Raw genomic sequence first — 14199 nt, forward strand, 5'->3', positions numbered from 1 at the left:
GGTCAAGGCCGTTGCGCGTTTGGGCAGGCACGGCCGGTCAGGCGCGGCAGATTGCGATTGCCCGATGCGGGTTCGTCCGTAAATCACGGAGGTCAGCATGTTGAACTGGATCAGCCGTTGGGCGATGCGACACGCCCCCACGCCGGAAAAAACCGCTGCATCGATGCTCGTGACGGCGCGCATGGAACTGTTCGCAGCCGAACAGCGCGTCATCGATGCGAAATTACAAGCGGATTACTGGCGTACACGAGTGTCATTCCTCGAAGAGGTGCAGAAGCAGGGCATCGATCCGTGGGTGACCTCGCAGGCAGCGCAACGTCCCGACCTCGATTCCACTCCACGGAGCACGGGCCCGCGCCTCGCCGCCAGCACCTGATGCGCACACTGCATCCGGTCGTTGCGCACGGCGTGCGATCGCTCGCGGCACGCACTGGTGTGCCGCGGCATTCGATGCGCACCTGCGGCGTGCTGCGCCGCGGGTGCGTCCGTTTCCGGTCGCGGCCGTTCCGCGTCTCGCGTGCTTGACGGCACGTCGCTCATCCGCTGCTTCTCCCTATCCCGACGAGCAAACGTTGCACTTGCGCGAGCGCGCGCCTGAAGCGCTCGCCGCGGCGCACGTACGCGGTCGTGATCGTCGCTTCGGCCGATCGGTCGGCGTCGGTGCCGATCCAGATGCGCTCGCCGCGCGCGATGCGCAGCACGTCGCCGGGCCGCACCCAGTCGTCGTCGACGCTCGGCGGGCGCGTGACCCACAGCGCCGCGCCATGCGCGCGGAGCTCCGCATCCTGCGGCGCGCGCCAGGTCATCGTCGTGCGCGGCGCGATCGCGAAACGGATCACGACAGTCGGTAGTGCGATCGTGCCGGTGCGGCGCCGATCGGGACGATCAAACAGCTGGCTTGCCTGGTCCATCGTCTTCTCCATTCAGTGAGCCGGACGGATGACGCGCACCAGAACAAAAAGGCCTCATCCGTTTCCGGCGAGGCCTTGTGTGACATGCGGTACTGCTCGATTGCTAACGCACAAGCGCCTCCCGTGAATCATTCTTTCGAATGTTCATCGAGCAATGAATCGCGACGGCGATGAGCTTGAACGTAGGCATGCGATCGATTTTGTTGTCGGGCCGCAGTGTTGTCAACGACTATTTTCGGGAGAGGCGCAGGCGATACGTTGCCGCGCGCGTGCTGCGTTTCACGAGGTCGCTGCGCGCGCGGATCGAGCGCGCAGCGATGCACGATGCGTCGCTCGGGACATCATCGACGTCGTTCGCCCAGCATGGTGCGCAACTGCGCGAGCGCGCGCGCAAGCCACGCGTCGCGCTTCGTCACGTACACGGTCGTGATCGAGGCTGCGGCGGGCCGCTCGTCGTCGGTGCTGATCCAGATGCGATCGCCGCGCTGCACGCGCAGCACGTCGCCGGTTCGAATCCAGTAATCGTCGACGCTGCCCAGCCGCGTGATCCACAGCGTCGCATCGTGCACACGGATCTCGGCGTCGTGCCGGGCACGCCACGCCAGCGTCCTGCGCGGCGCGACCGTGAAATGCAGCTCGACGCTCGGCAATGCGATTGCGTCGGTGCGGCGCCGATCGCGACAAACAACCAGCCGGCTTGCTTGGTCCATCGTCATCTCCATCCGTTGAGCCGGGCGGGATGACGCGCACCAAAACAAAAGGCCTCATCCGTTTCCGGCGAGGCCTCGTGACATGCGCAACTGAATCTCGATGCTAACGCACAAGCGCCCCCGGTGATCGCCACGCATGGGCGTTCACTCGTGTTTTATGCGCGATGGCGTTGGGCTTGAGCATAGGCATGCGAACGAGTGTGTCGTGGCAGCGCGGCGCTGTCAACGGCAATTTCGAGATACGTGGCGGTTACGCGTCGCGTTGTGCAAGGCCGTTCACGAGCAGCTCGGACAGCAGGCCCGTCATCGATGCGAAATTACAGGCGGATTACTGGCGCACACGGGTGTCATTTCTCGAGGAGGTGCAAAAGCAAGGCATCGACCCGTGGGCGATCTCGCAGGCGGCGCAACGCCCCGACCTCGATTCCACTCCTCGGAGCACGGGCCCGCGTCTCGCCGCCAGCACCTGATGCGCGCATTTCTTCGAGCAGGTTCAGTCGTTCAGCAACGTTTCGATGGCGGGTGCGGAAACCGCACCGGACATCATGCGGCCGTTCGCGTTGAACAGCGTCGGCGTGCCGCGCAGGCCCAACGCAAGGCCGAGCGAGCGGATCTGCGCGAGCGGTGCGGCACACGTGCCGGCGGCAGGTTGCGCGTTGTCGATCATCCACGCTTTCCACGCCGCATTCCGGTCATTCGCGCACCAGACGCCACGCGCATGCACGGCGGCCTGCGGATGGAGTCCCTCGAGCGGATAGAGGAAGGTGTGAATGGTGACGTTGTCGATCCGTTCAAGCGTGCGCTCCAGTCTTTTGCAATGGGAACAATCCGGATCGGAGAAGACATAGAGCGTGCGCTTGCCGTTGCCGCGAACCGTCTTGATCGCGTGGTCGCGCGCCATCGACGCGAGAACCCGGCCGGTGTCGCGCTCCGCAATGCGGGTGCCGGAGGGCAGCGCGATCGCGCCGGAAGACGCCGCAGGCGCGCCGTGACTTGCCGGTGCGGGCGCCGCGTTCAGGATGGAGGGGAGGCTCGCGAGCAGGCTCGCAAGCACGGTCAACTGGAGCAGTGTTCGTTTGGTCATATTGATACGGTATGCGAATAATGTGGAAGGTCCGCACACCAGATGAAAAACGAGTGCGAGCCCGGTTCAGTGCATGCCGTGAACGAGTCGGCGATGCCCGGGCGACCGGGCATCGTGCCGGCTTGCTCGGGCAACGCGCGCGGCGCTCAGCGGCTGGCTGCTTCCTCCGTGCTCGCCTGGTCGCTGGTCTGTTGCTGGGCAGCGGGCGCGTCGTGGTCAGGATCGTCGCAGGCCACGGCGTTGCCGCTGACGGCGAATGCTGCGGCGAGAGCAAGTATCACTCGGGATGCGTTCATCAGATAATCTCCGGTTTCGATGGGTGGGAACGCCTTTTGGGGTGACACAAGGCGTTCGGGATTCGTATTGTGTCCACGCGGCATCGATGCGACCAACTTCCTGAAAAGAATCTCAATACGCGAGTGCTTTCGGTCCCTTGTTCCCGCTGGCGCGCAAGCTCGAAAAAAAGGCCTCGACCGTTTCCGGCGAGGCCTTGTGTGAGGGGCGGCGGTACTGATCGGCGCGCTCACGCACCAGCGCCACCGATGACGCGCCGATTCGTGCATGTGCCCGGCGATGGAGCGCGATGGCGATGAGCGCGAACACCGGCACGCGAGCGAGCGCGTCGCCGCGCAGCGGCGGCGTCAACGACAGTTTTCGATGCGGGCGCGGGTTACGCGTCGCGTTGCGCGAGGCCGTTCACGAGCAGCTCGGACAGCAGGCCCGTCATCCCTGCCGGGTGCGTGGCCGCGCGGGCCTTCAGTTGTTCGACCAGCTCGGCGTTGAGCTTGCACGCGAACGGCACGAGGCCCTGTTCCTGGTCGAGCTTGCGCTGCGCGCGACGGTCCAGCTTGGCCGCTTCGTCGGCGCCCTTGCCGAAACGCGCGGAGCTCGACTGTTTCATCGCATGCGTCAGCTTGAGCGCCTTGTTCTTTTCGAGATCGGTTTTCTTCATGGCCATCGCGGCACCTCCGGGAAATTGAAGCCGCGATTGTACGCATTTCGGCGGGCGCCGCCCCCGAACCGGCCGGAAGCCCGCTTATGCGCCTTTCGTCGTGCCCCAGTTGCCGCCGTGCGCGGCCGCCTGCGCGGCCGGCGAGCGCGCGAGGTACGCGAGCGCCTGCTCGGTCGAGCCTTCGCGGTGCGGCGTATAGCCCGGCTTGAAATAGCGCAGCGCCGCGCCGATCACCTTCCAGAACGACGGCAGGTGCCCGCGCCGCGAACCCTGCCACCACGCGAGCACGAAGCCCGGGTAGCGGCCGGCGTCCGGGTCGCGCCGGTACATGAACTTCGCCCCGGTCGTGATGTAGTAGAGCAGCAGCAGGATCACGAACGCCATGTGCACGCAGCGCTCCGGATAGGTGCCGCCCAGGTGCCGGTAGATGTCGAACGCGACGGTGCGGTGCTCGACTTCCTCGGCGCCGTGCCAGCGCAGCAGGTCGACCATCGTCGGGTCCGCACGGCCTTCGTCGAGCCCGTGCGCGTTCAGCACCCAGTTGCCGAGATAGCCGAAGAAATGCTCGAGCGACGCGATCACCGCGAGTTGTTGCCGCAGCCAGAAGCGCGTATGGCCGATCTTCAGCCCGAGCGGGGCTTCGCCGAGCACGCGCGTGAACAGCCGGTTGAGCTTCTGCGTGAACGGCTTCGTGTCGATGCCGTGGCGGTCGTAGTAGTGCTTCAGTACGCCGCCGTGCGAGCGCGAATGCACGGCTTCCTGCCGCAGGAAGCCTTCGGCTTCGTCGCGCAGGCGTGCATCGGCGATCAGCGGCAGCGCCTTGTTGTACACGCGGCAGAACCACAGCTCGCCTTCCGGGAACAGCAGGTTCAGCGTGTTGATGATGTGCGTGCTGCCCGGATCGTTCGGCACCCAGGTGACCGGCGTGTCGCTGAAGTCGAACTTCACGTGCCGGGCCCTGATCTTGTGATAGTCGGCGGTATCGGTCATGTTGTCCCCCTGTCCTTGTGCGGCGTCGTGCGCCGTCAATGCGACGCCATGCTGATGCGCGCGATCATCCGGCCCAGCCACGGCATGAAGCGGCCGACGAAGCGCAGCGCGTGCGCTTCGCCGCCGACCGCGACGACGGGGCGGTTGCGCAGCACGCCGTCGACGATCGCCTGCGCGACGGTTTCGGGTTTCAGGCCGCGCATCTGGTACAGCCTGGTCGCGCGCTTGCGCAGCCGTGCTTCGTCCTGCGCGTCGGCGCCCGCGTAGTGCGTCGACGCCATGATTCCCGTCTCCGCGAAACCGGGGCACACGGCCGTCACGCCGATGCCTTTGTCCGCGAGCTCCGCGCGCATGCATTCGCTGAGCATCAGCACCGCGGCCTTCGTCGTCGCATACGCGGGCAGGTCGCGCGACGGCCCGAACGCGGCGGCCGATGCGGTATTGACGATGTGCCCGCCGGTGCCGCGCGCGGCCATCTGCTGCGCGAACAACCGCGAGCCGTGGATCACGCCCCACAGATTCACGTGCAGGATGCGCTCCCAGTGCCGCGTGCTCGTGTCGAGGATGCCGCCGGCCATGCCGATGCCCGCGTTGTTGATCACGACGTCCGCGCCGCCGAGTTCGCTGCCGACCCATGCCGCGAGCGTTTCCATTTCGTCGGCGGACCCGACGTCGACGCGCTTCGCATGCGCGTGCGCGCCGGTCAGCCCGATGAGCAGCGCGGTGCGTTCGGCGCTCGCGAAATCGATGTCGCATGCGACGACCGTCGCGCCTTCGCGGGCGAAGGCCAGCGCCGCGCAGCGGCCGATCCCGCTGCCCGCGCCGGTGACGACCGCGACCTCGCCGCCGAAGCGCCCGCTGGTGGCGCGGCGGCGCGCGTTCGCGAGCGCGGGCGGTTCGTTGCCGGATTCGACCGCGTCGATCAATTGCCCGGCGAGATCCGCGATGCGCGCGGGATCGGCGAGCGGCAGCCAGTGGCCGGCCGCGACTTCGCGGCGATAGTACTGCGGCACCCAGCGCGACAGGTTCTCCGACAGCGCGGGGCTCACGTATTTGTCGCCGAGCGGCACGATCGTCTGCACCGGTGCGTGCGCATAGCGTTCGCGCGGCGCGAACAGGCAGCGGATGAAGTTCGCGCGATACAGGCGCACGCCGCGCGCGCCGTCGTCGGCCTGGGTCGGGCGCGGCGCGACAGGCGTTTTCTCGAGCCGGCGCAGCAGGCCCGGCCACGCGCGGCCCAGCCACAGCCGCCAGCCGAGTTCGGGAAGAAACGGCAGGTGGAACAGATACACGTACCACGAGCGCACGAGCTGGCCGCCGAGCCTGGCGAGCGATGCGGGCGTCGGGTGCAGCACGCGTTCGCGCAGCCAGAAGCCGACGTGGTCGAGGCACGGCCCCGAGCACGACGTATACGACGCGATACGGCCGGCCAGGCGCGGATCGGTGACGAATTCCCAGCCCTGGATCGACCCCCAGTCGTGTGCGACCAGGTGCACGGCCCGGCCGGGGCAGAGCGCATCGATCACCGCGACGAAATCGTCGGTCAGCTTCGCGAGATGGTAGTCGGCCGTGCGCGTCGGCACGCCGGACAGGCCCGCGCCGCGCACGTCGTACGCGATCACGTAGTGTCGGCGCGCGAGCAGCGGCGCGACGTGCTGCCAGACGCTGCTGTCGTCGGGATAGCCGTGCACGAGCACGACCGGCGAGCGGGCCGGGTCGCCCCAGGTCCGGACCGCGAGCGTCAGGTCGCCGGAGGCGACCGCCGTTTCGCCGTGAACCGATTCGAACAGGGCCAGCGGCGCTTCGTCGGAAAGAGGCTGCATCGTGAGTCCGTCGTTCAGGGAGTCGAGGGAGAGGTGCGGGCGCGTCAGGCGGCGGCCGGAACGTTCGCCGCGGCCTGCGCGCGTTCAGCCTGGCGGCGCTGCCAGCGGCGCACGTGCGGCAGGTCGTCGTCGAGCCAGTACGCGTCGTCGTCGGTGATCACGAGCAGTTCCTCGAATTTCGCGCCGACGCCGGCGAAGCCGAGATGCGGCTCGACGGCCCACAGGCCCGGCACCGGCGCATGCTCGGAGCGGCGGTCGATCGACCACAGCGGCGACCAGCCCTGCCGTTTCGCCGCGCGGCCCTGGTCGAGCAGCAGGTTGCGCGTCGCATTCAGCCCGAAGCGCGCGACGAAGCGCGGCTTCGACAGCTTGTGGATCTTCGCGACGCGATGCGCGAGCACCTTGAACGGATACGCCTTGTGACGCGGCTCGACGCCCTGGCGGCGGCACAGCGCGTCGACTTCCTGTGCGACTTCCGCCATTGGCCGGCGCGCCTTCACGAGCCGCACGATCAGGTCGCGATGGTCCATCAGGTCGTCCTGCAACTGCTCGAGAATCGGGTTGCGGCCGAGACAGTGCGCGTAGCCGACGTCGGCGACGATGCCGTCGAGCACCGGCGCGACGTCGAGGATTACCGGCATGTCGGTTTCGAGCTGGCGGTTGCTCGGGAAGAACGCGAGATTGAAGCCGCCCATGTGCCTGAGGCCGGAGAAGCCGTCGAACGCGGTGCGGTCGCCGAACCATGCGAACGGCTTGTGCAGCCAGTCGTGCACGCCGTGATCCTGCAGCCATTCGGTCAGCAGGCGCGCGGCTTCCTTTTCGGTGATGCCCGGATAGAGCATCGCGCCGACGGTCTCGACGCAGCGGTAGGCAAGCTGCTGAACCGCGCGGAATTGCGGCAGTTCGTCGAGGTGGACTTCCGGCAGCGGATGGTGGGCGGTCATGATGCGTCTCCATGTGTCGGCCCGCGTTTGCGTCTCGGCGCGACGCGGGTCCAGTGCGAGGCTGGGGCGCTGATCCGGAACGCCTCCGCCGATGATCCCGAGCGGATTATTCAGCCAGCATTTAATGTGCCATTGTTCGATGTAACAATCATAGCCGGTTTGGTCTCATACGCCAGCCCTTGGGGATGAGGGCTTCTCCTAATGAACGGTCGAAATGGAGGGGAAGCTCTAGGTTTGCGGCGGTCGGGGCCGGAGGGTTGGTGCGTGCTCACGCGTCCTAGGCGGGGGAGCCGGCCGGGAGCCCCCCGCGAGGCTCCGGCGCCCGCCCGGCATGTCGCGCCGGATCAACTCCCCGTCGCGTCGTGGCACGACGCTGTCAAATTGCCGAAATAATTTCGTCACATCATCCGCCCCGATTCGAAGCCTTTTCGGCTTCGCGAGGCCGGTGTGCCGCGCGTCGCGCGGGGCAGCGACCGAGCCGATTCGACATTTCCACGGAGAGAGACCATGCAACGCCGCCGGTTCATGAACACCCTTGCCGCGGCGACCGCCGCGACGCCGCTGATGCTCAAGGCCGGCATCGCCGGCGCGAAGAGCGCCACCGCGCCGGACGCGCTGGACCCGGGCCGCTGGTCGCCGTTCAACGCCGCGCGCCTGCAGGCGGTGCTCGACCGGCATGGCGTCAAGAGCGCGCGCTACGACGCGAAGCGCCGCCCGTATGCGGTGTTCGACTGGGACAACACGTGCATCATGAACGACTGCGAAGAAGCGCTGCTGATGTACCAGATCAACCATCTGCAGTACAAGCTGACGCCGGACGAGTTCGTCGCCGTGATGTGGAAGGACGTGCCGAAGGGCGCGTTCATGAAGGACTACACGACCGTCGACGGCAAGCCGGTGACGATGGAGGACCTCGCCGCCGACGTGGAGTCCGACTACCGCTGGCTCCATGCGAATTACAAGGGCCTCGGCGGCGACAAGAGCCTCGACGAGATTCGCGAGACCGATCCGTTCAAGGATTTCCGCGCGAAGCTGTACTTCATGTACGACGCGATCTGCGACACGCACCCGCTCGAAGTCGGCTACAAGTGGATCATCTACTTCTACAAGAACATGACGACCGCTGAATTGCAGGCGATGGCGGAAGCGTCGAACAACCACGGGATCGGCGACGCGCTGCGCAAGGTCCGCTACGAAAGCCCGAAAGCGCTGCCGGGCAAGGCAGGCGTGGTGGCCGATACGCATTTCCACGGCATCCGCATTCACGAGGAAATCCGCGCGGTGATGCATACGCTGCGTGCGAACGGCATCGACGTGTACGTGAGCACCGCGTCGCTCGACGACGTCGTGCGCGTATTCGCCGGCAATCCGAACTACGGCTACGGCGTGCCGCCCGAGAACGTGATCGGCCTGCGTCTCGACATGCAGGACGGCAAGTACACGAGCACCTATCCGGCCGGCTGGCATTTCAACTGGGGGCCGGGCAAGACGGTGGGCATTCGCAACGTGCTCGCGTCGAAGAAGGGCTACGGCCCGCTGCTGGTGTTCGGCGACAGCGACGGCGACGCGTGGATGCTGCGCGATTTCAAGGACACCGCGGCCGGCGTGATCGTCAACCGGATGAAGAAGGGCGAGATCGGCGCGGACAGCAAGCTCGCGGCCGAACAGATCGGCAACCCGGACGCGCGCTTCCTGCTGCAGGGCCGCGACGAGCACACGGGGCTGATGATCCCGGACGAGAAGTCGATCAAGTACGGCAAGGCCGAACGCAAGCTGCTGGCCTGACGCGGGCGGGGCGGCGCAGCCCACGCGCCCGCGCTTATCGGTATCGGCCCGCGGCGCCGTGCGGGCCGGCCCACGCGCGTCTCAAGGCTCGCGCTTCGTCCCCAACCGATCCAGCAACGCGCCCAGCAGATCGACCGGCAGCGGAAACACGATCGTCGAATTCTTGTCCGCCGCGATCGTCGTCAGCGTCTGCAGATAGCGCAGCTGCATCGCCTGCGGCTGCAGCGCGAGCCGCTGCGCGGCCTGCAGCAGCTTCTCCGACGCCTGCAATTCGCCTTCCGCATGAATCACCTTCGCGCGCCGCTCGCGCTCGGCTTCGGCCTGCCGCGCGATCGCGCGGATCATCGTCTCGTTCAGGTCGACGTGCTTGATCTCCACCGTCGACACCTTGATCCCCCACGCATCGGTCTGCGCGTCGAGCGTCTTCTGGATGTCGGCGTTCAGTTGTTCGCGCTCGGCGAGCAGCGCGTCGAGTTCGTGCTTGCCGAGCACCGCGCGCAGCGTCGTCTGCGCGAGCTGGCTCGTCGCCTCGAAGAAGCGCGCGACCTGGATCACGGCCTTTTCGGGATCGACGACGCGGAAATACACGACCGCATTGACCTTCACCGACACGTTGTCGCGCGTGATCACGTCCTGCGCCGGCACGTCGAACACGACGGTGCGCAGGTCGATCCGCACGACCTGCTGGACGATCGGGATGATCAGCACGAGCCCCGGCCCCTTCACCTTCCAGAACCGGCCGAGCATGAACACGACACCGCGCTCGTACTCGCGAAAGATGCGGATCGACGACGCGACGAGCACCACGACGAAGACGACCAGGACGCTGCTGAAGCCGAACGTGTAACCGATCATGAAGGTTCTCCCTGGGGATGGGCGGGGCCGGGCACGTCGTAGAGCGGCGCGACCGTCAGCGTCAGCCCGTGGCGGCCGGTCACGCGCACGCGGCAGCCGGCTGCCAGCGGCGTGCTGCTCGCCACGCGCCAGCGCTCGCCGTGCACGCGCGCCCAGCCGGCGGCCGACGGTGGCGTGCCGGCCGCGCCCTGCGGCTGGTCCGGCTGCAGGCCGTCGTCGAGCACTTCGCCGATGCTGCCGAGCATCGCCTCGGCGCCGGTCACGACCGGGCGGCGCCGCGCGCGCAGCGCGACGCTCGACACGCCCGCGACGAGCAGCGCGCCGCCGAGCGCGAGGCTCGCGATCACGGGCCACGGAATCCCGTAGCCGGGCACGTCGGTATCGATCAGCATCAGCGCGCCGATCGTGAACGCGACGATTCCACCGAACCCGAGCACGCCGAAGGTCGGCAGGAACGCCTCGGCGACGAGGCAGCCGAGCCCGAGCAATACGAGGCCGAGGCCCGCATAGCTGACCGGCAGCAACTGCATCGCGAACAGGCCGACCAGCAGGCAGATCGTGCCGGCGACGCCCGGCAGCACGAAGCCCGGGTTCGCGAATTCGAAGAAGAGCCCGTAGATGCCGATCGTCAGCAGGATCAGCGCGACGTTCGGATCGGCGATGATCGCCAGGAAGCGGCTGCGCCAGTCGGGCGCGAGCACGACGAGCGGCGCGTGCGCGGTCGCGAGATGCAGCGTGCCGGCGGTCGTCGTCACCGTGCGGCCCTCGAGCTGGCGCGCGAGGTCGGCCGGGTCCTGCGCGATCAGGTCGACGACGTGCTGCGCGCGCGCTTCGTTCGCCGACAGGCTCACGGCCTCGCGCACCGCGCGCTCGGCCCATTCGGCATTGCGTCCGCGCAATTGCGCGAGGCCGCGGATGTATGCGGAAGCGTCCTGGATCGCCTTGCGGATCTCGGTCGATTGCGTATCGGTCGGCAGCACGGCAGCCGCGTCCGACACACCGGACGCGCCCGATGCACCGGTCGGTCGCGGCGCGGCGGGATTCGCACCCGGCGGCGCGGCGCCGCCGATGCCGATCTGCACGGGCGACGCCGCGCCGAGGTTGGTGCCCGGCGCCATCGCCGCGAAGTGGCTCGCATAGACGATGTAGGTGCCCGCGCTCGCCGCCCGCGCACCGCCCGGCGCGACGAACGCGGCGACCGGCACTGGCGAGCCGAGGATGGCCTTGATGATCTGCCGCATCGACGTATCGAGGCCGCCGGGCGTGTCGAGCTGGAGGATCGCGAGCGGCGCGCGCTCGCGGGCCGCGCGGTCGAGCGAACGCACGATGAAATCGGCGCTGGCCGGGCCGATCGCGCCGTTGACGGGAATCACGACGACCGGATGCGCGGCGGGCGCGTCGGCCGATGGCGGCGCGGCGACCGCGGCGCATACGACGAGCAGCGCCGCGAACAGCGCGGCGCGCGCGACCCGCGCGGACAGCGGGTGACGGGAGCGGCCGGCCGGCGCGGCAGGCGCCGGCGGCGGCTCATGACGGTGAAAACGCATCGGGGCGTCCGGGCGGCGCACGGCCGCGTGCCGTCCGGCTCGCGAAAAGGGCGTGGGCCCGATGCTTGAAGATTAGGCGGTTTCGGCCGAAAGCGCGAAGGTGCGGCCGCACCGGCCGGCGTCAGCTTGCGCCGCCGCCGCGCGCGAGCACTTCGTCGCGATAGTCGGCCGGGCTGCGCCCGCTCCATTTACGGAACGCGCGGTAGAACGCGCTCGGCTCCGCGAACCCGGTCGCGGCCGCGACGTCGGCAATCGTGCGGGCCGGGTCGGCCAGCGCCTCGAACGCGAGATCGCGCCGCAGCGTGTCCTTGATCGACTGGTACGCGTGGCCTTCCTGGTGCAGCTTGCGGCGCAGCGTGGCCTCGGCCACGGGCCGCCGCGCGGCCATCCCGCCCGCGCCGGGCCACGCGGCCGGCGGCATCCCGCGCAGCACCGCGCGCACGCGCTGCGCGAGCGCGTTCGGGTTGCGGTACTTGACGATGAAGCTGGCCGGCGCGTTGCGCAGAAACGTTTTCAGCGTCTTCGCGTTCTGCACGACCGGCAGCGTCGCGAATTCGGGATCGAAATCGACATACGAATCGGGCTCGTTGAACCGCATGTCGTCGCAGAACATCGACGGGTATTCGTGGTCGGCGGGCGGCGTGTCGCAGCGGAAGCTCGCATGCAGCAGCGGAATGCGCCGGCCGATCAGCCAGCAGGTGAGCCCGTACACGATGATGAAATAGGTCGCGTACGTGAACATCGCGGGCGTCGCGCCGTTGTTGCGGTGCACGAAACGCAGCCGCACGCGCTGCGGATTCGCGTCGAGTTCCGCATGCAGGTCGTCGAGCACGCAGTGCATGAAGTTCACGGCGCGCGCCATCGCGTGCAGCCCGTCGCGCGCGGACAGCGCGGCCTGGCTCATCGCGATGAAGCTGCCGCTGCGCATCGGGTGGCGATCCTGCCCGAAAAACTCGTCGTCGAGCGTGCGTGCGATCGCGTTCCACAGTGCGCCGTATTGCTGCGCGGACACGCGGGCGCGCGGCTGCGCGAGCAGCGCCGGCGCGATGCCGGCCTGCGCGAGCAGCGGCTCGGCCGCGACGCCGCGTCGCGTGGCGAGCGCGACGCTGTACGCGACGAGGCTGATCGCGACGGTTCCCTTGTCTTCCTGCTTCATCGGTGTCGCCGGTGTGGCAAAAACGCTCAGTGTAAATGAGCGACGCGAGCATCGAACAGTCGCGCGCGCTTGCCTACACTTGTTGCATCGAAACGCAAGGACGGTCGCGCCCGGCGGCCGCGGGAGACAGCAGCACCATGGACGAGCTTTACACCGAAGACCAGCGGATGATCCGCGACGCCGCGCGCGCTTTCGCCACCGAGATGCTGGCGCCGAACGCCGCGCAGTGGGACCACGACGCGCACCTGCCCGACGCGATCGTCGCGCAGCTCGGCGAGCTCGGCCTGCTCGGGATGATCGTGCCGCAGGAACTGGGCGGCTCGTATACGGACTACGTCGCCTACGCGCTCGCGATGGAGGAAGTCGCGGCCGGCGACGCCGCGTGCGCGACGATGATGAGCGTGCACAACTCGGTCGGCTGCGGGCCGATCCTCGGCTTCGGCACGCCCGCGCAGAAGGATCGCTGGCTGGCCGACATGGCGGCCGGCCGCGTGATCGGCGCATTCTGCCTGACCGAGCCGCATGCCGGTTCCGAGGCGAACAACCTGCGCACGCGGGCCGAACTGCGCGACGGCAAGTGGGTGCTGAACGGCGCGAAGCAGTTCGTGACCAACGGCCAGCGCGCGGGTGTCGCGATCGTTTTTGCCATGACGGACCCGGAAGCCGGCAAGCGCGGCATTTCCGCATTCCTGGTGCCGACCGACACGCCGGGCTTCATCGTCGGCAAGCCCGAGAAGAAGATGGGCATCCGCGCGTCGGACACGTGCCCGATCACGTTCGAAAACTGCGCGATTCCGGAAGAAAACCTGCTCGGCAATCGCGGCGAAGGGCTGAAGATCGCGCTGTCGAACCTCGAAGGCGGGCGCATCGGCATCGCCGCGCAGGCGCTCGGCATCGCGCGCGCCGCATTCGACAAGGCGCGCCGCTATGCGGGCGAGCGCGTGCAGTTCGGCAAACCGATCGCCGAGCACCAGGCGATCCAGCAGAAGCTCGCCGACATGGCCGTGCAGATCAACGCCGCGCGCCTGCTCGTGCATCACGCGGCGAAACTGCGCACGGCCGGGCTGCCGTGCCTGTCGGAAGCGTCGCAGGCGAAGCTGTTCGCGTCCGAGATGGCCGAGCGCGTCTGCTCGGATGCGATCCAGATTCACGGCGGCTACGGCTACCTGGTCGATTACGAAGTCGAGCGTCACTATCGCGACGCACGTATCACGCAGATTTACGAAGGCACCAGCGAAGTGCAGCGGATGGTGATCGCGCGGCAGCTTTGAGCCGCGGCGCTCCGATCCGGCATCACGCAATCGAACGAGCAGGCGCACGACGCAGGCACGAGGGCAGCGCGGCGAACGCGGCACGCAACGACGTGACCGTGCGCCGTGCAACACGGAACGGTTCAGGTGCCGCGGCACCTGTGCCGGTTGACCGCTGGGCATGGAGACTGG

15 protein-coding genes are annotated in these 14199 nt (G+C 68.1%); 3 read left to right on the forward strand and 12 right to left on the reverse strand.

Annotated elements, in window-relative coordinates; genetic code table 11:
• Positions 1-97 precede the first annotated feature (97 nt).
• Positions 98-376 carry a hypothetical protein gene (locus JYG37_RS28280; RefSeq protein WP_006480752.1) on the forward strand — a complete coding sequence of 93 codons (279 nt, stop codon included), beginning with the start codon at positions 98-100 and terminating at the stop codon, positions 374-376.
• A 160-nt stretch (positions 377-536) separates the two neighbouring features.
• On the opposite strand, the gene JYG37_RS28285 is transcribed toward JYG37_RS28280, so the two are convergent.
• The 9 genes from JYG37_RS28285 to JYG37_RS28325 form a co-directional block, all read right to left on the reverse strand.
• A complete protein-coding gene (locus JYG37_RS28285; RefSeq protein ID WP_050012379.1) occupies positions 537-911 on the reverse strand; it encodes a DUF2917 domain-containing protein in 375 nt (124 codons plus the stop codon).
• 341 nt (positions 912-1252) lie between these two features.
• Complete coding sequence (locus tag JYG37_RS28290; RefSeq protein WP_050012380.1) at positions 1253-1621, reverse strand: DUF2917 domain-containing protein; 369 nt, start codon at positions 1619-1621, stop codon at positions 1253-1255.
• Between the two features lie 493 nt (positions 1622-2114).
• On the reverse strand, positions 2115-2705 hold the full coding sequence (locus JYG37_RS28295; RefSeq protein WP_080334175.1) for a DsbC family protein: 591 nt from the start codon (positions 2703-2705) through the stop codon (positions 2115-2117).
• A gap of 146 nt (positions 2706-2851) precedes the next feature.
• Positions 2852-3001 (reverse strand): hypothetical protein, encoded by a 150-nt coding sequence (locus JYG37_RS28300; protein ID WP_160300503.1) that lies wholly within the window; start codon positions 2999-3001, stop codon positions 2852-2854.
• A gap of 112 nt (positions 3002-3113) precedes the next feature.
• A complete protein-coding gene (locus JYG37_RS28305; RefSeq protein WP_050012382.1) occupies positions 3114-3350 on the reverse strand; it encodes a hypothetical protein in 237 nt (78 codons plus the stop codon).
• A 25-nt stretch (positions 3351-3375) separates the two neighbouring features.
• Positions 3376-3663 (reverse strand): hypothetical protein, encoded by a 288-nt coding sequence (locus tag JYG37_RS28310; protein WP_050012383.1) that lies wholly within the window; start codon positions 3661-3663, stop codon positions 3376-3378.
• Between the two features lie 78 nt (positions 3664-3741).
• Positions 3742-4647, reverse strand: coding sequence for a metal-dependent hydrolase (locus JYG37_RS28315; RefSeq protein WP_089489596.1), 906 nt, complete (start codon positions 4645-4647; stop codon positions 3742-3744).
• A 35-nt stretch (positions 4648-4682) separates the two neighbouring features.
• Complete coding sequence (locus tag JYG37_RS28320) at positions 4683-6470, reverse strand: SDR family oxidoreductase (protein WP_089489595.1); 1788 nt, start codon at positions 6468-6470, stop codon at positions 4683-4685.
• Between the two features lie 44 nt (positions 6471-6514).
• Entirely contained in the window at positions 6515-7414 is a 900-nt protein-coding gene (locus JYG37_RS28325) for a M24 family metallopeptidase (RefSeq protein ID WP_050012386.1), read from the reverse strand.
• A 507-nt stretch (positions 7415-7921) separates the two neighbouring features.
• On the opposite strand from JYG37_RS28325, the gene JYG37_RS28330 reads away from it, so the two are divergent.
• Positions 7922-9199: an HAD family hydrolase gene (locus JYG37_RS28330; protein ID WP_050012387.1), complete on the forward strand. Its 1278-nt coding sequence runs from the start codon at positions 7922-7924 to the stop codon at positions 9197-9199.
• Between the two features lie 81 nt (positions 9200-9280).
• On the opposite strand, the gene JYG37_RS28335 is transcribed toward JYG37_RS28330, so the two are convergent.
• From JYG37_RS28335 to JYG37_RS28345, 3 genes are all read right to left on the reverse strand, one after another.
• Entirely contained in the window at positions 9281-10054 is a 774-nt protein-coding gene (locus tag JYG37_RS28335; protein WP_050012388.1) for a slipin family protein, read from the reverse strand.
• The gene (locus JYG37_RS28340) at positions 10051-11601 is read right to left on the reverse strand and encodes an NfeD family protein (RefSeq protein WP_050012389.1); all 1551 of its coding nucleotides are present in this window, start codon (positions 11599-11601) and stop codon (positions 10051-10053) included. Before JYG37_RS28340 ends, JYG37_RS28335 begins: the two co-directional genes overlap by 4 nt.
• Positions 11602-11722: 121 nt before the next feature.
• Entirely contained in the window at positions 11723-12757 is a 1035-nt protein-coding gene (locus JYG37_RS28345) for an AraC family transcriptional regulator (protein ID WP_213346257.1), read from the reverse strand.
• Positions 12758-12894: 137 nt separating this feature from the next.
• On the opposite strand from JYG37_RS28345, the gene JYG37_RS28350 reads away from it, so the two are divergent.
• Positions 12895-14028: an acyl-CoA dehydrogenase family protein gene (locus tag JYG37_RS28350; protein ID WP_023477775.1), complete on the forward strand. Its 1134-nt coding sequence runs from the start codon at positions 12895-12897 to the stop codon at positions 14026-14028.
• Positions 14029-14199 lie beyond the last annotated feature (171 nt).

This window comes from Burkholderia sp. LAS2 (genome assembly GCF_018417615.1).
GTDB lineage: Bacteria > Pseudomonadota > Gammaproteobacteria > Burkholderiales > Burkholderiaceae > Burkholderia > Burkholderia sola.